The sequence below is a fragment of the Deinococcus taeanensis genome (assembly GCF_020229735.1).
Taxonomy (GTDB): Bacteria; Deinococcota; Deinococci; order Deinococcales; family Deinococcaceae; genus Deinococcus; species Deinococcus taeanensis.
Genome location: NZ_CP083455.1, coordinates 736,745 through 754,674, shown reverse-complemented (window position 1 = coordinate 754,674; position 17,930 = coordinate 736,745). Strand labels below are relative to the sequence as shown.

Genomic DNA, 17,930 nt, shown 5'->3' with positions numbered 1-17,930 from the left:
CAACCTGCCCGGCAGGGGGTTGCACCTCGCGCAACCCCCTGCTTTTTTCCTTGCGCCAGAGGTGATTGTTCCTTTCACCCGGGCCGCAAGCACCACCAGGTACACGCTGAACTCCCTATCCGGCTGGGTGGCTCTGGACCAACGGGGACGGCATCTGGCTGGCCGACCAGCCCCAGGGAGGTCATGAGGTCGGTCATACGTCACTCCACGCCGCCGGCTGCCCACGAGAATTTCCTCGCTCCATGGGGTGAGGACACCTGAGATTTCATTCGGGAACTGTCGCTGCGCACCTCAGCCTGGGTGCAGCTCCGGTCGTCTGCCACGCGGTGCGGGTGATCGTGAACCTTTATTGATAATGGCGTAGCTTTGTATCGGTTGCCGTCAGACTTCAGGTGTCTGGGTGACTTGATCGCTGACGGGTCTGGACGGGAGCAAGGCGAACCTGTGCCGTTCTCAATAGAACGGGCGCCCGCGTTGGCGATGCAGCCTATGGGATTCCCATTCAGACGCCGCCCGGGTCGGCGGTTTCGGCAAGTTCCACTATGAGCGTCGGCCAGTCCACTGCTGTTTCCGGTGGATCACTCTGAGCCGCCTGAAGCCTTCTGCCTGGCTTCCAAAGGGGAGCCGACTGTGCATGTGGTTCAGGGAGGACGTGCAACCCTCCATAACGCAACGACGCATAGGTGAGGGGCGTTGTGAGCGGTGGGGTGACGCAGCTCAGTGCACACGTACGCCTTTCGTCAGGGGCTGCTTCTGCACCCATTTGACGAACCGCTGAACCTCCTCGCGGGCCTGAATGGCGTCGACCGTGTTCAGTTCGTTCGCCAGTTGCGCGTTGCTGAACGTTTTTGTCAGGAAGCCCTGACATGCAGCGCACATTTTTACGGTGGGAATCTCGCCCAGCCGGACGCCCTGCCTGCGCCCCTGTGATTTCGGGACGAGGTGGTGATCCGTGAGGTTCTCGCCTTCACGCCCGCACAGGACACAGACGTCGAGCGGCTGCGCCTGCGGTTCGGCCCAGTCGGCCTGTTCTCGTTGCTTACGACCCATCCGCCTACGATAGCGTCCCGGCGTGTAGCACCCGTGGGCGTGGGCACACTGTGGCCGGCGGCACGTGAATCAGCCCCGCCCGGTAGTGCCGGGCGGGGCTGATTGGGTCGGTTCGGGGTTACGCCCTGACTTCGCTGCCTTTGGCGAGGATGCCGCGCAGAACGGTCTGCAGGATGCCGCCGTTTTTGTAGTAGTCAATTTCGACGGGGGTGTCAATGCGGCACTGCACCGTGATCCCGCGGCTCTGGCCGTCGGCGCCGGTCACGCGGACCTGCACGTCCTGGCGGGGTTTGAGGTCACCGGGGAGGATCACGTCGAAGGTTTCGTCGCCGGTAATGCCGAGGCTCTCGGCGGTTTCGCCGTTCTTGTACTGCAGGGGCAGCACGCCCATGCCCACAAGGTTGCTGCGGTGGATGCGTTCGAAGCTCTCGGCGATCACGGCCTTGACGCCGAGCAGGAAAGTGCCCTTGGCGGCCCAGTCGCGGCTGCTGCCCATGCCGTAGTCCTTGCCGGCGAAGATCACCAGGGGGATGTTGGCGTTCTTGTAGTTGACGCTGGCGTCGTAGATGCTGCTGACCTGACCGGTGGTGTAGTCGGTGGTGAAGCCGCCTTCGGTGCCGGGGGCCAGCTGGTTTTTCAGGCGGATGTTGGCGAAGGTGCCGCGGGTCATGATGCGGTCGTTGCCGCGGCGTGAGCCGTAGGAGTTGAAGTCTTTCGGTGCGATGCCGCGCTCGGTGAGGAAACGGCCGGCGGGGGTGTCGGACTTGAAGGATCCGGCGGGGCTGATGTGGTCGGTGGTGACGGAATCGCCAACTTTCACGAGGGCGCGGGCACCTTCGATGCTGATGATGTCGCTGGGGCCGCCGGCGAGGTTGTCGAAGAAGGGGGGGTTCTGGATGTAGGTGCTGTCTTCCTTCCAGTCGTACAGGGCGCCCTCGGCGACGGGAATGGCGTTCCAGTCCTGGTTGCTTTTCTCGATGCCGTCGTAGACCTTCTTGAACATCTCGGCGTTGATGGCGCTGTCCATGACCTGCTGGATTTCGGCGGTGGTGGGCCACACGTCGCGCAGGTACACGGGCTGGCCGTCCTTGCTGGTGCCGAGGGGGTCGTTGACGATGTCATTCACGACGGTGCCGGCCAGGGCGTAGGCGACGACCAGGGGCGGGGACGCGAGGTAGTTGGCTTTGATGTGCGGGTTGACGCGCCCTTCGAAGTTGCGGTTGCCGGACAGGACGGACGCGACGACGAGGTCGCCTTCCTGGATGGCTTCCACGACAGGTTCGGGCAGCGGTCCGCTGTTGCCGATGCAGGTCATGCAGCCGTAGCCGACGGTGTTGAAGCCGATCTGGTCGAGGTACGTCTGGAGGCCGGCCGCTTCGAGGTACTCGGTCACGACGCGGGAGCCGGGCGCGAGGCTGGTCTTCACCCAGGGTTTGCTGTCCAGGCCGAGTTCAACGGCTTTTTTGGCGACGAGACCGGCGGCGATCAGGACGCTGGGGTTGCTGGTGTTGGTGCAGCTGGTGATGCTGGCGAGGGTTACGGCGCCGTGGCCGATCCGGATCTCGGTGCCGCCGATGGTGCCCTGCGCAGCGAGTTTCTCAGCCGGGAGTTCGAAGCCGCGGGCCTTGACGGGCGCGGTGAGGGCCTCGTTGAACACGGTGTGCATGTCGCTGAGGTTCACGCGGTCCTGGGGGCGTTTGGGGCCGGCGAGGCTGGGGACGATGGTGGAGAGGTCAAGCTCGATGGTGTCGGTGAAGACCGGGTCGGGCGTCTCGTCGGTGCGGTACATGCCCTGGGCCTTGTAGTAGGCCTCGACCAGTTCGACTTCGGTGTCCAGGCGGCCGGTGCGGCGCAGGTAGCGCAGCGCTTCGTCGTCTACGGGGAAGAAGCCCATGGTGGCGCCGTATTCGGGGGCCATGTTGGCGATGGTGGCGCGGTCGGGGAGGGTCATGTTGCTCAGTCCGGCGCCGTAGAACTCGACGAACTTGCCGACGACGCCCTTGGCGCGCAGCATTTCGGTGACGCGCAGCGCCAGGTCGGTGGCGGTGGCGCCTTCGGGCATGGCGCCGGTGATTTTGAAGCCGATCACTTCAGGCATCAGCATGTAGATGGGCTGGCCGAGCATGACCGCTTCGGCTTCGATGCCGCCGACGCCCCAGCCGACGATGCCGAGGCCGTTGATCATGGTGGTGTGGGAGTCGGTGCCGACGAGGCTGTCGGGGTACACGACGACGCCGTCGTCTTCGGGGCGGCTCTGGACGCCCTTGGCGAGGTATTCGAGGTTCACCTGGTGCACGATGCCGCTGGCGGGGGGGACCACGCCGAAGTTGTCGAAGGCCTGCTGGCCCCAGCGGAGGAACTCGTAGCGTTCGCGGTTGCGTTCGAATTCGAGGGCCATGTTGTTGGCGAGGGCGAAGTCCGTGCCGAACTCGTCGACCTGCACGGAGTGGTCGATGACGAGGTCCACGGGGATCAGGGGGTTGATCTTGCTGGGGTCACCGCCGAGCCTGACCATGGCGCTGCGCATGGCGGCGAGGTCCACGACAGCGGGCACGCCAGTGAAGTCCTGGAGGATCACGCGGGCAGGTTTGAAAGGGATCTCGACTTCTTCGTTGACGGGCTTCCAGCCGGCGACGGTGGTGACGTCCTCGCGGCGGACGTCATAGTCGTTGGCTTCGCGCAGGACACTTTCCAGCAGCACCTTGATGGAGACGGGCAGGCGGCTGATGTCGTGGCCCTGTTCCTGAAGTTTGTTCAGGTTGTAGTAGTAGAGTTTCTGACCGCTTTGCGTGGTGAGGACGTCTCGCGTCCCGAACAGGTTCATCGCCATGCTTGGTTTCCTCCTTGCCCATTGAGGGCGGTACTTCCATCATAAATGTTTGGTGTATGGGCGGGCGTTACCGGTGCAGGCACGATTGCTCATACTTGTCACCCCCATGGAAACAACACGCTGGGTCTGGTATTGTCCGCGACTGCACCCCACCCCAGCGAGGTCCAGCATGACTGCACTGCAACCCCACGAATCCGCCCGCCTGAACGCCCTGGAACAGACCGTCCGCGACGGCCTGCGAGACTTCCGCCGCACGGGGCAGGCCCTCAGCGAAATCCGCGACAACGGGTTCTACCGCGTCTCACACGACTCCTTCGAACTGTACCTGCAGGACCGCTGGGGTTTCACCGCCCCGCAGGCGGGTCGCCTGATCGACGCCGCCGACGTCGCCCGGGTCCTGGACCCACTGGGAATTCAGCCCAGGAATGAAGCGCAGGCCCGCGCCTTCAAGGCCGCCGCGACCATCATCACCGAACTCGAACCCGAACAGCAGCGCGTCGTGGCGCGCCTCGTGGAGGCTGCCGCGCCCGAACACGACACCGCAGAGCAGGACGTGCCGTGGGACGTTCCCCCTGCCGAGGTGCGGATCATGGCCAGCGTCGTGAGGAAGCTGCAGCCCGACGCCCTGGTGCACCACCCGGACAGCGGCAACGAGGTGCCCCTCGGCACCCTGAGCGCCCCGGAGCGCTTCGAGGTCATCCGCACGCACGTCGACCAGAAAACCCAGGCGTACCGTGAGAGACAGGAAGCGAAAGCCAACGCGCCGCAGCCCGAGAAGATCAACTGGGCCGACTGGTGCCTGAACACGGCCGCGACCCAACTGGCCCCAGGGCAGCGACTGGAAATCGTGGTGGAACCCGACGGCAGTGGCGCCGCGCGCGCCGTGGCCCGAGTCATTGACGGTCACACCGGGGAGGTCATCTCCGCCGGGCAGGGCGCCGTCACCCTGAAAAAAGCGGTCCTGAATCTCGCCGCAGCCCTCAAGTAACGCGGCCCCGGCCACCGCTCCTGCGTCAGGCCGACCTGATGAAGGGCAAAAATCACCCCCGCCTTCAGCCTGCCGCTGGGGCGGGGATTTTGAGCAGATCATCAACCGGAGCTTTGCTTCAGCCGCTCAGGGGTTCACTCTTTCACGGTGCTGGTTCTGCCTCAGTTCAGGACAGCTGCGAGTGCCAGCGCCATGGCTGTCAGGGTCACCGCGGCCAGCCAGGCGCCCGCCGCCCACGCCCACATCTGGCGTGGCAGAAGCGCCACGACGCCCGTTAAACCCACGGTGAGCAGCTCGGCCCCGACATACGCTTCGCCGTTGAAACTCATGAACCTCAAGGCAACAAGGACCCCGCAGAGAATGCTGGCCAGAACAGCAAGCGGTGCCAGGAGAGGTGTGGGGCGGTACAACCGCATGCCGGCCAACCGGGCGAAAGGGACAGAGACAGGAGTTGAGCGCTGCAACCTGAGCATGCCTCACAGTACTTTAACAATTGCCAGGAATGTCGACTTTTTCTCAAGGGGGGAAGTCAATGGGGGTGACCCCCCACGTTCCATTAAGAATATAAAAACCAGGATCTGAGGGGCTGACGCAACGAGTTATAGCCTGCCGGTCGACAGCGCAGTTCTAGGGGTTCCGCCTACTGACGTCTGCGGGCGGTCACCCGGGACATGGCGTGACTCACGGGGTGAGCTGTAGACCTGACCCACCACACGGGCAGCTCTTTACAGGCCGGTCAGGCTGACGCTGTTGATCAGGGCACAACCACCGGGGCAGATGGGATTCGTGGGCCCGGCATTTCAGCCTGTGCTTCTCCGCTCGGTTCTGAACCTTATAGCCCCGTGGGGCTGCCTTCAGATCACACTGCACTGCACCCGGCGATCCTGAGGTGGAGCCTCCACTGGCAAGGGGCGCTGGCCCGCTGAGGTTTGGTCTTGCCTTTCCGAAAAGCGCTGGGCGGACCGGCACGCTGTATCGTTCTGATCACCTTTGATGCTCTGCAGATCATAGGCTGCGCCCGGCAGTGCGTTGGCCTGAGCAAGTTCCCCGTAACCTACTCAAGAGGCCACTCTCGACACCTTGCGAGACCTAGGGGAAGTCAAGCCCTCGCGCCTTCACGTTTCCACTTGGGGCGGGGGGACCATGATCCGCAGTCTCCCTCCTGACTGGAAGAAACGACGCTACACGGTTACCAGACTGGGTCCGGCCTGTCTGGTGCGCTTCTCTCTGCATACCTCCTGGGAGACCATGCCTCCAGCGCCAGGGTTACGGTCATGAAGGCCACTTCAGGCAGACTCCCGGGCTCATCGCTGTGCGCGTCGCCTGGCCCGCACCACCGCTGACCGGTTTCAATGCCATGCCTGTGGCAGGTGCACGCCTCAAGCCTCATGTGCGGGATTTACCCTGCAGGTATGAAGCAGGTGCCGCTGGTGGTTGTCGGAACGTCGGCGGGAGGGATGAACGTGCTGCAGCACCTCTGCGCGCAACTGCCCGCTGATTTCCCAGCGTGCGTCCTGATTGTCCAGCATCTCGCCCCCACCCGCCGCAGTGAACTGGCGGACATCCTGGGACGGTCCTGCGTCCTGCCGGTCATGCCGGCCACCCACGGCGCCTCAATCCTGCCCGGGGTGGTGTACGTGGCGACTGAGGATCACCACGTGCTGGTGGAACCGGGGTGGGTGAGCCAGTCGCACGGCGCCCCGGAGAACCGGTCACGACCGGCGATCAATGTGCTGTTCCGTTCGGCGGCACAGCATTACGGCCCCATGACCATCGGCGTGATACTGACCGGCATGCTGGACGACGGAGCGGCGGGTCTGGCCGAGATCAAACGTCTGGGTGGCGTGACCATCGTGCAGGACCCGGCAGAAGCGCAGTTTAATGCCATGCCGTTGAACGCGCTGGAGGCGTCCCCGGTGGATTACGTGGCCCGGTTGGACGAGATGGGTCTACTTCTGGGTGCATTGGTGCAGGGCATGAAGCAGCGGAGCGCAGAGCAGAAATGAGTGAATCTGAACTGCTACGTCACGGCAGCTGCGCGGTCTGAAAGCAGCCCGGTCGGCGAACCGGCTCCCGGCGTGATGAACACGTTCCAGACCGCCCTCCCTTTCTGAACGCGATGTCATTGCCGCCCCTCGCGCGGGCTTCCTGGGCAGGCAGGAGGGGTGAGCCGCAGGGCTCAACCAGGAGCCAGTCGCCATTGACACCCAGGGAGAGAAAAGCCAGTAGCTGCTGGCGTCCCTCCATTCTCTCTGCTTGATCAGGCAGCCCATGCCGACGCCGCGGCGCCCATACGGAACCTTAAAGGCGACCGTTCAGCGAGGTCCGTGGTTGGCAAATGCACCCACGGAATCCATCGTTCCAGAAAGTGAACACTGATCGCCAGACCACGCCAGGACAGGAGCAGGAACTTTCAGCCGTGGTGGTCGCGATGGAATGACAGGAGGCATGGCAGCCTTGCTGCACGTCTTGTGAACCTCCGGCTCGCACTGGCCCACGATCAGCATTAACCGAGAATAGGGGTTGATAAGGGCGATCAGAAAGGCGCTAGGAGAAGGCTCATGCGCCCTCTCGATCTGACTTTCCTCCCGCTGTCAGCCGCAGTAACGCGCCTCACCCAATGGATCGCTCCGCACATCCCAGCGAAATTGCTTCACCCACACGAGAAAATGTCAGACGCTGAACTGCTTGCGGTCGCTTTGCTCCAGAAGCTCCATAACGTGACGTATTTCAGCCGGTGGTGGCGATTTCTGAAGCTGAACCACTTCCCGCACTTCCAACTGAGCCCCAGTCCCGCATTCGACTGGCTCGACTGACCCCAGTGATGGAGCGGCTCGCAACCGAAGTCCAGCCCCTGGACTTCGTGGTGGTCGATTCCGAGCCCTTGCCCGTCTCGACGTTCAAACGCGCACCTCGCTGCAAATTTCGTGGGGCTCGTCACGGCTTCAGCACAGCCGGCCCTGTGTTCGGCTTCAAATTCCATGCCTGGAGCGCCCTGAATGGCAAGATCGTGAAATACGACATCTATCCCGCAAATGAACATAATTTTACCGTGCTGTGCCACATGAACCTAGATTGGGTCACCTACGGCGGGCCAAAACAGATTGGGGATAAGGGGTACCAGTCGGGAACATGTCTGACGCCGCCCAAGGTCAATGCCAAGGAGGTTGATCCGCGCTGGAAGGAAGAATATGGGGCCGCGAGGAAGTGCATCGAGTCTGCCTTCTCCGTCCTGGTGGGTGCGGGTCTGCGCTGGGGACAGGTCAAGACCTATCTCAGTCTGCGATTGAAGGTCGCGCTCGGCGTCCTGGCACACAACCTGAAATTCATCGACCTCAGTGGCTGATCGCCGCCCTGTCCATGCCTATGCTCTGCGGTTCAGCTTCCATGCCGCTGTTATTGATGCCGTCGGAAAAGCGCTGCATGCAGGAACGGCATGTGGAAGACCTCTTCAGTCTGGCCGGACTCGATCTGAAGAACATCACCTTCTATAAATTCCAACGAAGAGAAGACTTGGCGAAGATCGTCCATGGTGTACGCGATTCCGCCTTCAAGGTGACCTTGGCGCAGGAGCGTGACATCGTCTTCTTCACTGCCCATCTGTCCCCACGCAAAGGTGCAGATACCGAACAATCCGCCAGGTTTTAAGACATTCTCCAGGGTCTGGAGGTAAGACAATCGGCGATGCGGTGGAAGATGGTGGAAGCAGCCTGAGTCATAGACCACATCAAAAGGCCCGCCCGAGATGTGTTCGCGCAGGACATCTCCCTCCCGGAATGTGACGGCTCCTCCGCTGGAGCGCCCCCGCGCTTGATTGATCGCATATGCGGATAGGTCAATGCCGGTGGCTTGGTATCCCTGTCGAGCGAGCCAGCGAGTATTTCGGCCTAGGCCACAACCGAGATCAAGTGCCATCCGGGCCCCCCCTTCCGGGAGAAAACCTTGCCTGAACCAAGAGACCAAATTGGCATCAGGAAGATTGGAATTCAGAGGGTGGTTGTCCTGGCTGAAAATGCGAACCCATGGGTCCTCCTGCTCTCGCCGAGTCCAATCAGAGCCATCGACGAATAAGCCATCAAGAGCGTCCAGGAGCTGATCTAAAGTCGCTATTCGCACTGCCGATTTTACCATGCCCGGGAATGATCAAGTCATTTCACGGGCGAAACTGTGCGCAGAGGGAACCCATGCCTTAGCAGATCGATATTGCTACGTGTCAACCCCTATTCGCGGTCATTATTGATCACGGCACAGGTTTGCCTTGCTCCCGCCCAGACCCGTCGGCGATCAAGCTCACCCAGACACCTGAAGTCTGACGGCAACCGATACCAAGCTACGCCGTTATCAATAGTGCCAGTGAAAACAGCCGGCGCTGAACCCTGTGCGCCCCCCAGGTTGCAGATTCACCTCCCGGCACGGAACTGCCAGGAGAGCAGCCATTTGGGGCCTTCGGGAGTGACAACGCGACGTGCCCAGGGGGCGGACCAGGCGCGCAGCCGGAAACGTTCCAGGCGGCTCACTGGCCGTCGCCCGGACGGAGCAGTGGCAGTGATATGGCCGGGCGTCGTGCCGATGCTCTCAGGCCAGTTGACCGGTGGCCTGGGCTTTTTCAGGACTGCATGCGTTAGGCCTTGAGCGAGGTGCCCGGGCAGGGGGCCACCTGGCCGGCCGAACTCATGCGGCTGTGGAGGGGAACATGTGGCCTGCTGCGTCTGGTGTGCTGCGTTGAGTTCCGGCCGGGTGGCAGGGTACACTCTCTTTATTGAGAATCTTTCCTATTAAGATTCCTGTGTCTGTCTTCGTCCTCATCGCCTGGAGGCCGCCTTGATCACCTCAACCCTCACTTCCATCCACCATCACAGCGCGCCGCCCCTCACCCTCTCCCCTGCCCTGAAGACAGCCGTGCTGCTGACCACGCTCACGCTGCTGGGCCTCCTTGCGGGCCTCACCGGCCAGCACCTGCTGCACCAGCCCGCCCTCACCTGGGCCGGGTACCTCACCGCGTTTCTCGCCGGCGGTATCCCCGCAGGCCGCGAGGCCCTGCACGCCCTGTTTACGGCACACAAACTGGACGTCGACCTCCTGATGGTGCTGGCGGCCCTGGGCGCAGCCAGTATCGGGCAGACCGCAGACGGCGCCACGCTGCTGTTCCTGTTCTCCCTGAGTAACACCCTGCAGGACTGGGCCCTGGGCCGCACCTCCAGCGCCATTCAGAGCCTGATCACCCTGAATCCCGAAGGCGCCACCGTGCGCCGCGCCGGCACGGAACGCTGGTGCACGCTGGACGAGCTTCAGGTCGGTGACCTTCTCATCGTGAAACCCGGGGAGCGCGTCGCCGCGGACGCCCGGGTCACGCGGGGGCAGACGAGCGTGGACGAGAGTTCCATCACCGGGGAAAGCGTTCCTGTGGACAAGGCGCCCGGCTCGGCCCTGGCCAGCGGCACCGTGAACCTCAACGGCAGCGTGGAAGCCCAGGTGCTGCGTCCTGCGGGCGACAGCACCCTGGCGCGCCTGGTCGCGCTGATGGAACAGGCACAGACGCAGAAAAGCCGCACCGAGAGCATCACCGAACGCTGGGAGAGTCCATACGCGATGACCGTCCTGGCGCTCGTGCCGGCCGTTTTCGCCCTGTTGCACCTGGGGTTCGGGCTGAACGTCACTGAGGCGTGGGTCCGCGCCATGACCTTCATGGTGGTCGCGAGCCCCTGCGCCGTGGTGATCAGCACCCCGGCCGTCATGCTGTCCGCCATGGCCGCCGCGGCGCGCGCCGGCGTGTTGTTCAAGAGCAGCGCTGCTCTTGACGCCCTGGGTGGCGTGCAGACCATCGCGTTCGACAAGACCGGCACCCTCACGCAGGCCCGGATGACCCTCACCCACGTCACGGCGCCAGACAAACCGGCGGCCCTGGCCCTCGCCGCCGGTCTGGAAGTGCACAGTGAACACCCGATCGCGCAGGCCATCGTGACGGCCGCCCGCGAGCAGGGCCTGACTCCCGTGACCGTCACCGGCGCGCAGGCCGTGCCCGGGCAGGGCCTCGAGGCGCGCCTCCCGGGCGGACGGATCGTGTGGGCGGGGAACCTCCGGCTCGCGGCGCGGCACGGCGCGGCCCTCAGTGCCGCGCAACACACGGTGCTGGATGACCTCAGCCGCCAGGGCAGCAGCAGCGTGATCGTGGGTGCCGGCCAGGACGTGCTGGGCCTGATGGGCGTGGCCGACGCGCTTCGTCCCGGCAGTCGCGCCGCCCTGAACGCCCTGAAAGGCAGCGGCGTGGCGCACCGCGTGATGCTCACCGGGGACCGCGAGGAGGTGGCCCGCAGCGTGGCCGCGCAGGTGGGCCTGACCGAGTACCGCGCCGGCCTGCTGCCCGAAGACAAGCTGCGTCTCATTGCCGAGCTGCCCGGCCCGGTTGCCATGGTCGGCGACGGCGTGAACGACGCGCCCGCCCTGGCCCGCGCGGACCTGGGCATCGCGGTGGCCAGCGGCACGGACGTCGCTCTTGAGAGTGCGGACGTGATCCTGATGCGCAGCGACCTGAGCACGCTCGCCGGCGCCGTGCGGCTCGCGCGGGCCGCGCGGCGCACCGTGATCCTCAACCTGAGTTTCGCGTTCGCAGTCATTCTGCTTGTCGCGCCGCTCGCCGTGGCAGGCCGGATACCACTTCCCCTGGGCGTCCTGGCGCACGAGGGCGGCACGGTAATCGTGGTGCTCATGGGGCTGCGCCTGCTCCGCTTCCGGCTGTAGGGGCGCGCCGCGTTTCTTCTCACTGAGGCACGGTCCTCCCTCTCAGGAGATCCGCAGCTGAATGCCACCCGGTCCTTGCGGCGTTGCCCAGCTTCCCACCAACTGAGTGCCGTGTGCCTTTGGGTGCCCCTGCGGCCCTGGGGCCGGGCGCCCACCAACCCGCACCAGCCCGCCCGTGGAGGCCCCAACCGGCTGGAGCGCCCCCGCGACGCAGGCGCAGGTGATGTTCACGCTGGCGTGTAGGGACCGCCCCAGCGACGCAGCCGAAGCCCCTGGCCCCTGCGCCAGTGGGGCCCCTGTCGTGGCGGCGCAGCGGCACGTGGACGCAGACGCCTCCAACTTCAACGTGACCGTGCCGGGTGGCCTCAGTTGCGCCCCGGCCGAGGCCACCGGGACAGTTCGCCAGGGCGCCGTACCGGGCGGCACTGATCCTGGCGGGCAGCCTGAGCCAAGGTCACGTGAATACCGGCCCTACCCACCGCCCGCCCGTGGCCCCCTACGCTGGGCTTCTACGCACGATGCAGACCGCTGGCCCCCGCGGGGCCGCACAGGAGGCAGTTATGGGAGAAGGCAGACCGAACGGCGAGGCGCACGCGAACGTATCCCAGGAAACCATCAACGATCAGGCGCAGTGGAATACCGGAACGCCCAAAAGCACCGGGGACGCCACCACGGAGGGTATTTATCCCGGTGCCAGCGATGAGAATGCCGATGCGAACACCGGCGTCTCCCAGGCGGAGCAGCTGAGCAGCACCACCGACTCCCGCCCGGCGGCGCAGGGTGGGACCGACGTGAATCCCACCACGTTCGGCGGCATGAAGGACGGCCTGCCGGCCAGCGGCGCCGCCACGGACCCGGACCGGACCGTGGACGCCAACGACAAGGTCTGAACCGTTCCTCAGGGTGCCGCCAGCGGTGAACCTCCTGGGCCCTCAAGACCACACGACGCGAGCGCCCCCTGAACTGGAGGCGCTCGTTTGCTGTGCGGTTACTTTTTGGGTGCGTCGATGGTGCGGCTGGCCTTGGGCTTGGTGGCCGGGCGCGCCGCGGTCTTCTCGAGCCGCTGGCCGATGGTGGCCGTTTCCTTCTCCACCTGCCGGTTGATCAGGATCTGCTGCCCGATGCCGATCAGGGTGGACAGGATGATGTAGATGGTCACGCCGGCCGGGAAGGTCAGGGCGAAGTACAGGAAGACCAGGTAGATCATGGCCTGCTGGCGGAACATGTCGGGGTTCTTGCGGGTCATGACGTACAGCTGCCCGATATTCACGATCAGGTACACCACGGCCAGCAGGTAGAACGGGTCGGGAATGGCGAGGTCCGGGAGCCACAGGAAGCCGCTGTCGAACTCGAAGTTGCGGATGGTGGACCACAGGGCGATCAGCACGGGGAACGGAATAAACGTGGAGAAGCACCCGGCCGGGTTGAAGCTGTAGTCGCGGTACAGCTGTTGCATCTCGGCCTGCATGGCCCGCTGGGAGTCCATGTCCTTGCGGTCTTTGTACTTGTCCTGAATCTCCTTGATCTTGGGCTGCATGATCTGCATGCGTGCCTGCGTGCGGCCCTGCGCCTGCATGAGCGGCCACATCACGGCGCGCAGCAGGATGGTCAGGACGACCAGCACCAGGCCCCAGTTGCCGATGAGCTTGTACAGCTGTTCCATCAGCTTCACGATCAACAGGCTGATCTGCCCAAAGAAATTGGGTTTGAACAGGCCCGGCAGTTCGGTGTAACCGCTCTGGTAGAGGTGGATCAGTTCGTTCTTCCCGCCGTACACCTCAAGGCTGCTGCTGGCCGGAACGGACGCTGCGATCAGCCCCTGCGCGCCGCCGGTCAGGGTGGCGTTCACCCGCGTGCTCCCCTGCGGGCGCAGGATCAGGGCGTGCGCCACCTGACTGGGGTTCTCCTGCAGGGCGGCGTACTGCACGTTCTCAACGGTCAGCGTACCAGTGCCCTGGGCCGCGGCGGGCTGCGTGCCGCCCGTGGCGTAAGCCTGTACGCGCGGGTTGTCGGCCTTGCCGAGGCCCGGGAAAAGCAGGTTGACGCGGTCGGGGCCGCCCGTCACTTCGGTCTTCACGTCGATCTTGAAGTTGCGGGGGTGCAGCGTGACGGTTTTCGTGATGGTCGCGCCGCCCTGCGTGTAGCGGAACACGGCGTCCTGCCGGTTGGCTTTCAGGTTGGTGCTCAGGCCGGTGGGGGCGCTGGCCTCGGCTGCCTGGGCAGGGTCAAGTCCTTTGCCCTGGACGGCCAGGGCCTTGCGGCCGGACACCATGTTCACGATGCCTTTCTGGTTGCTCAGGGCGCTGAAGTCGTAGGTGCCGTCCGACTTTCTCTTGATGTAGGGGGTGCCGGCGTACCCCTTGACGTACCAGCCGATAATCTCGCCGCGGGCGTTGAACACCACGTCCTGCAGGTTGCTGGTGGCGATGAACTCGTCGCCGCGCACGCCGTCGAAATCCGCCGTGATCCATTCGGGCGTGATGGCCTTGCCGAAGGTGGGAAGGGGGCCGGTCTGGCCGCAGCCGCTGAGCAGCAGCATGCCGCCCAGGGCCGTCAGGGGAAGCAGGTGTCTTGTCTTCATGGGGTGTGGGGGTGCCTCGTGGGGAAGTGCTCGGGAACGGGATCGAACCCGCCGGGCACCAGGGGATTGCAGCGCATGACGCGCCACGCGGCCAGCCAGCTGCCTTTCAGCGCGCCGTGCCGCTCAAGGGCCTGCGCGGCGTACTCCGAGCAGCTCGGGGTGAACCGGCAGGTCGGGGCAGGCTTGCGGGGTGAAAGGTGCTGCTGGTACGAGCGGACGGCCCGCACCAGCAGGCGCCGGGGGCCGCTCACGCGTTTCCCCCCTCTGCCGGATCGGGTTCCTGCGAGTCTAGCGGGCTGGGCGAGGGCTTGGGCACAGCAGCAGGTACGCGCGCGGCCCGGCCGGGGTTCCCGCCGCCCCGGCCGCCGCGGGTGGGCGCGCGGCTCAGGGCCTGCTGCAGGGCCGCCTGCAGGTCCGGGAAGGGGGCCGTGAGCACGGCCGGGTTCGGCAGCAGAATGGCGCGGCAGGTGGGCAGGCCGCCGGGCAGGGTGCGCAGCGCCTCGCGCACGCGGCGCCGGGCGCGGTTGCGGTCTACGGCGCGCCGCAGGGTTTTCTTGCTGATCACGATGCCGATGATGGCGCGTGGGCGCCAGGGTTCGCCGTGCCGCGGGCGGTACTCGGTGACGCGCAGCGTGAACAGTGGGTTGCGGACAGCCACACCGTGCGCGCGGACCTTGCGGAACTCACGGTCGCCCCGTAACGAGTCCAGCGCCACCGGACGGCGAGGCCGTACCTGCGTGGCGCTGGGAGAATCCGACTGTGCGATGAGGGCCGCTCCTTGAGGGAGAAGGCTTACTCGTCGGCGACGGTGAGCTGGTGACGGCCCTTCGCGCGGCGGCGCGCGAGGATGTTACGGCCGGACTTGGTCTTCATGCGGGCGCGGAAACCGTGGGTCTTGGCCCGCTTGCGGACGTTGGGCTGGTAGGTACGCTTCATGGTGCTCTCCTCGTTCCTCGCGGAGCGGCCGCCGTTCCCGCATCCGGGTTGAGCGTGTCACGCGAGAGAGCCCCCCTGGGGAGGCAAACTCAAGGAGTGTAGCACGCGTCCGGGCGTGGATCAAAGGCGGGCGCTCATCTGCGGCAACAGCCGCCGCGGGCGCCTCCTACCCTGAACGCATGCTTGACGTGAAGGACCCCTGGACGGCCCTGCTTATGGCCGGGGTGCTGGTCACGGGCGTGGTGACGGTGGGCCCGGCCGTGCGCCCCACGCCCCGCGCGCCCACCGTGACGCGCGCCGCGCTGAGTGCCCCCACGCCGGCCGCGCCGGTGAGCGCCGAACCGCCGGTGTACCCCACCACCGCCAGTGTGCAACCCCTGATTTCCGGCCGCGTGAACCTGAACACCGCCAGCGCCGAGCAGCTTGAGGCCCTGCCGAAGGTGGGGCCAGCGCTGGCCGCGCGGATCATGGCCGCCCGCCCCTACCGGTCCCTGGCGGACCTGGACCGCGTGAAAGGCGTCGGGGCCGCCACACTGCACACCCTGACGCCCCTGGTGACGTTCTGAGCGGCGCCGTCCTGGCGGGCGCAGAGGGCCGCGCGGCCAGACCAGTCCGGCGCGGCGCGCTGGCCTGGCCGGTTCCAGCGGTGCTGGGCGTCATGGGCGGCGTTCTGCTGGCGACGGGAAGCCCCTGGGGTCTGGCGCCGCTTGCGCTGGGCGCAGCCCTGCCCCTGTGGCACGCAAGTCCGGCCCTGCTGCTGCTGACCCTGCTGGGTGCGGGGGCCGGCTGGACTTCGGCGCACAGCCTCCAGACGCGGCCCGACCCGCTGGCCCCCTGGGTGGGCGCTCAGGTGACCCTGTCGGGCGAGTGGGACGGGCAGTTCCTGACGCTGAGTGAGCCGCGGGCGCGCGTGGCCGTGTCCCCCAAGCCCACGCAGGGCCCGGGCGCCCTGGTGGTGGCGGGGCGCCTCGTGGCGCCGGAAGGGCGACGCCTTCCGGGTGGTTTCGATCAGGCGGCGTGGCTGCGCGCGCAGGGCGGCCTGCTGCTGCCCACGCCGGGCGCGGTGCTCGTGGGCGCCCGGGTCAAGCGGCACGCGCCGGAAGGGGGGCTGCGTGGCTGGTTCCGCCGCGGGCTCACGGCGGGGCTGGGCCCCACCCAGGCCGCGCTGATGCAGGCCGTGGAGCTCGGTGACCGCGGCGACATCAGCCGCGAGGCATTCGGGGACGGTGTGGCAGTGCAGGACGCGTTCACGCGCGCCGGCCTGGCCCACCTGATGGCGCTGTCCGGGCAGAACGTCGCGCTGATCACGGCAGTCCTGGTGGGGCTGCTGGTGCGTCTGGGGGCCGCGCCCGTGTGGCGGTTCGGGCTGCCGGGCGCGCTGCTCGCGCCGTACCTGCTGCTGGTGCAGCCGTCGCCAAGCATCACGCGGGCCGTGATCATGGGGGGCGTGGTGCTGCTGGCCTTGGCAGTGGGGCGTGGCCGGCCGGACCCGCTGGGCGTGATCGCGCTGGCGGCCCTGGCGTGCCTGCTGCTGTTCCCGCTGTGGCTGACGGACGTGGGCTTCCAGCTGTCCTTCCTGGCTGTCCTGGCGCTCACACAGGCCCAGCGGCTCGCCTCCCGCCTTCCGGAACGCTGGCCGCGTGCCCTGCGCCTGGCGCTGTCCGCCACGCTCCTGGCGGAACTGGGCACCCTGCCGGTCGTGGCCGGGACCTTCGGACAGGTGCCGCTTGTGGGCCTGCCCGCCAACCTTCTCGCGGAGGGCCTCATGGCGGCGCTCGTGCCACTGGGCTTCCTGGCGGGCCTGCTGGGGCCGGCCGGTGGGCTGGTGAATGTGCTGACCGGTCCGTTGGCGTCGCTGCTGCTGCTTGTCGCGCAGACCTTCGGGCACGCGCCGGTGCTGACGTGGGGCGCCGTCGGGATGGGCGGCCTGCTGGGGGCCGCGACGGTGCTGGCCGCCGGGTGGCTGTGGCTGCTGGGGCGCATTCCGGCGCGCGTGCTCGTCGGGTGTGCGCTGGCCTGCATGCTGCTCACGGCGCTGCCCGGCTGGCTGCGCCCCGCGCGGGAGGTGGTGTTCCTGGATGTGGGGCAGGGGGACAGCACGCTGGTCCGCCTGCCGGACCTCACGGTGCTCATCGATGCGGGCGGGTCCGTGGGCAGCGGGTTCGACGTGGGGGAACGCACGGTGGTGCCGGCGCTGCGGGCGCTGGGGGTGCGGAAGATTGACGTGCTGGTCGCCACGCACGCGGACACCGATCACATCGAGGGGGCTGCGGGCGTGCTGCGGGCCCTGCCGGTCGGGGAGGTGTGGATCGGGCACCGCAAGGCGGACGACCCGGTGCTGGACGCGGTGCTGCTGGCCGCCCGGGAGCGGCGCGTGCCGGTGCGGGAGGTGCGGCGTGGGGATCAGGTTCAGGCGTCCGGCGCGGCCCTGACGGTCCTGTGGCCGGCCGGGCCGAAGTGGAGCGCGGAGGACAACGAGAACAGCGTCGCGCTGCTGCTCGAATCGCGCGGGTGGCGCGCCGCGTTCCTCGGTGACCTGCCGGACCCGGTTGAGGGTCAGCTGGGCCTGGGCCACGTGGACGTGCTGAAGGCCGCGCATCACGGCAGCCGCCACAGCAGCGGCGCGGCTTTCCTGGCGCAGGTGACGCCGGCAGACACGGTGATCAGTGTGGGGCGCAACACGTACGGTCACCCGCATGCCGACGTGCTGGAACGTCTGGGGGCGGCGCACTCGCGGGTGTGGCGCACCGACCAGGCGGGCACGGTTCGCTGGCCCATTCCTTAGGATCAGAAGAGACAAAGCCCGG

Annotated in this window: 14 protein-coding genes and 1 pseudogene; 7 read left to right on the top strand and 8 right to left on the bottom strand. The window is 66.4% G+C overall.

Annotation, left to right across the window (positions count from 1 at the left end; genetic code table 11):
- Positions 1 to 717 precede the first annotated feature (717 nt).
- Together LAJ19_RS03610 and acnA are read right to left on the bottom strand one after the other, a co-directional pair.
- Positions 718 to 1,050 carry an HNH endonuclease gene (locus tag LAJ19_RS03610; protein ID WP_225476944.1) on the bottom strand — a complete coding sequence of 111 codons (333 nt, stop codon included), beginning with the start codon at positions 1,048 to 1,050 and terminating at the stop codon, positions 718 to 720.
- A 118-nt stretch (positions 1,051 to 1,168) separates the two neighbouring features.
- The gene (gene acnA, locus LAJ19_RS03605) at positions 1,169 to 3,880 is read right to left on the bottom strand and encodes an aconitate hydratase AcnA (protein WP_225476943.1); all 2,712 of its coding nucleotides are present in this window, start codon (positions 3,878 to 3,880) and stop codon (positions 1,169 to 1,171) included.
- A gap of 169 nt (positions 3,881 to 4,049) precedes the next feature.
- Here acnA and LAJ19_RS03600 point away from each other — a divergent pair, with 169 nt between their 5' ends.
- Positions 4,050 to 4,868, top strand: a complete 819-nt coding sequence (locus LAJ19_RS03600) for a hypothetical protein (protein ID WP_225476942.1) — start codon at positions 4,050 to 4,052, stop codon at positions 4,866 to 4,868.
- A gap of 161 nt (positions 4,869 to 5,029) precedes the next feature.
- Here the strand turns inward: LAJ19_RS03600 and LAJ19_RS03595 are convergent, their stop codons facing one another.
- Complete coding sequence (locus LAJ19_RS03595) at positions 5,030 to 5,197, bottom strand: hypothetical protein (RefSeq protein ID WP_225476941.1); 168 nt, start codon at positions 5,195 to 5,197, stop codon at positions 5,030 to 5,032.
- Between the two features lie 1,083 nt (positions 5,198 to 6,280).
- On the opposite strand from LAJ19_RS03595, the gene LAJ19_RS03590 reads away from it, so the two are divergent.
- The gene (locus LAJ19_RS03590) at positions 6,281 to 6,874 is read left to right on the top strand and encodes a chemotaxis protein CheB (protein ID WP_225476940.1); all 594 of its coding nucleotides are present in this window, start codon (positions 6,281 to 6,283) and stop codon (positions 6,872 to 6,874) included.
- A gap of 555 nt (positions 6,875 to 7,429) precedes the next feature.
- Positions 7,430 to 8,214, top strand: a pseudogene (locus LAJ19_RS03585) (IS982 family transposase).
- Positions 8,215 to 8,264: 50 nt separating this feature from the next.
- On the opposite strand, the gene LAJ19_RS03580 reads toward LAJ19_RS03585, so the two are convergent.
- Positions 8,265 to 8,999, bottom strand: a complete 735-nt coding sequence (locus tag LAJ19_RS03580) for a class I SAM-dependent methyltransferase (RefSeq protein ID WP_225476939.1) — start codon at positions 8,997 to 8,999, stop codon at positions 8,265 to 8,267.
- A gap of 690 nt (positions 9,000 to 9,689) precedes the next feature.
- On the opposite strand from LAJ19_RS03580, the gene LAJ19_RS03575 reads away from it, so the two are divergent.
- Complete coding sequence (locus LAJ19_RS03575) at positions 9,690 to 11,606, top strand: heavy metal translocating P-type ATPase (protein ID WP_225476938.1); 1,917 nt, start codon at positions 9,690 to 9,692, stop codon at positions 11,604 to 11,606.
- 560 nt (positions 11,607 to 12,166) lie between these two features.
- Entirely contained in the window at positions 12,167 to 12,496 is a 330-nt protein-coding gene (locus tag LAJ19_RS03570) for a hypothetical protein (RefSeq protein WP_225476937.1), read from the top strand.
- Positions 12,497 to 12,594: 98 nt separating this feature from the next.
- On the opposite strand, the gene LAJ19_RS03565 is transcribed toward LAJ19_RS03570, so the two are convergent.
- The 4 genes from LAJ19_RS03565 to rpmH form a co-directional block, all read right to left on the bottom strand.
- Positions 12,595 to 14,187 (bottom strand): YidC/Oxa1 family membrane protein insertase, encoded by a 1,593-nt coding sequence (locus LAJ19_RS03565; RefSeq protein WP_225476936.1) that lies wholly within the window; start codon positions 14,185 to 14,187, stop codon positions 12,595 to 12,597.
- Complete coding sequence (gene yidD, locus LAJ19_RS03560) at positions 14,184 to 14,438, bottom strand: membrane protein insertion efficiency factor YidD (protein ID WP_225476935.1); 255 nt, start codon at positions 14,436 to 14,438, stop codon at positions 14,184 to 14,186. The genes LAJ19_RS03565 and yidD overlap by 4 nt, the downstream gene beginning before the upstream one ends.
- Positions 14,435 to 14,902 carry a ribonuclease P protein component gene (gene rnpA / locus LAJ19_RS03555; protein ID WP_225476934.1) on the bottom strand — a complete coding sequence of 156 codons (468 nt, stop codon included), beginning with the start codon at positions 14,900 to 14,902 and terminating at the stop codon, positions 14,435 to 14,437. Before rnpA ends, yidD begins: the two co-directional genes overlap by 4 nt.
- 77 nt (positions 14,903 to 14,979) lie before the next feature.
- The gene (gene rpmH, locus LAJ19_RS03550) at positions 14,980 to 15,123 is read right to left on the bottom strand and encodes a 50S ribosomal protein L34 (protein ID WP_012692334.1); all 144 of its coding nucleotides are present in this window, start codon (positions 15,121 to 15,123) and stop codon (positions 14,980 to 14,982) included.
- Between the two features lie 179 nt (positions 15,124 to 15,302).
- Between rpmH and LAJ19_RS03545 the strand changes: the two genes are divergently transcribed.
- Entirely contained in the window at positions 15,303 to 15,689 is a 387-nt protein-coding gene (locus LAJ19_RS03545) for a ComEA family DNA-binding protein (RefSeq protein WP_225476933.1), read from the top strand.
- A 92-nt stretch (positions 15,690 to 15,781) separates the two neighbouring features.
- A complete protein-coding gene (locus LAJ19_RS03540; protein WP_225476932.1) occupies positions 15,782 to 17,908 on the top strand; it encodes a DNA internalization-related competence protein ComEC/Rec2 in 2,127 nt (708 codons plus the stop codon).
- The last annotated feature ends 22 nt before the right edge of the window (positions 17,909 to 17,930 follow it).

Bases quoted from the DNA above. Each gene is read 5' to 3' on its own strand.
- LAJ19_RS03565 (WP_225476936.1), bottom strand. From the start codon at position 14,187: ATGAAGACAAGACACCTGCTTCCCCTGACGGCCCTGGGCGGCATGCTG.
- LAJ19_RS03595 (WP_225476941.1), bottom strand. From the start codon at position 5,197: ATGAGTTTCAACGGCGAAGCGTATGTCGGGGCCGAGCTGCTCACCGTG.
- acnA (WP_225476943.1), bottom strand. From the start codon at position 3,880: ATGGCGATGAACCTGTTCGGGACGCGAGACGTCCTCACCACGCAAAGC.
- rpmH (WP_012692334.1), bottom strand. From the start codon at position 15,123: ATGAAGCGTACCTACCAGCCCAACGTCCGCAAGCGGGCCAAGACCCAC.
- LAJ19_RS03610 (WP_225476944.1), bottom strand. From the start codon at position 1,050: ATGGGTCGTAAGCAACGAGAACAGGCCGACTGGGCCGAACCGCAGGCG.
- LAJ19_RS03545 (WP_225476933.1), top strand. From the start codon at position 15,303: ATGCTTGACGTGAAGGACCCCTGGACGGCCCTGCTTATGGCCGGGGTG.
- LAJ19_RS03600 (WP_225476942.1), top strand. From the start codon at position 4,050: ATGACTGCACTGCAACCCCACGAATCCGCCCGCCTGAACGCCCTGGAA.
- LAJ19_RS03580 (WP_225476939.1), bottom strand. From the start codon at position 8,999: ATGGTAAAATCGGCAGTGCGAATAGCGACTTTAGATCAGCTCCTGGAC.
- LAJ19_RS03570 (WP_225476937.1), top strand. From the start codon at position 12,167: ATGGGAGAAGGCAGACCGAACGGCGAGGCGCACGCGAACGTATCCCAG.
- LAJ19_RS03540 (WP_225476932.1), top strand. From the start codon at position 15,782: ATGGGCGGCGTTCTGCTGGCGACGGGAAGCCCCTGGGGTCTGGCGCCG.
- LAJ19_RS03590 (WP_225476940.1), top strand. From the start codon at position 6,281: ATGAAGCAGGTGCCGCTGGTGGTTGTCGGAACGTCGGCGGGAGGGATG.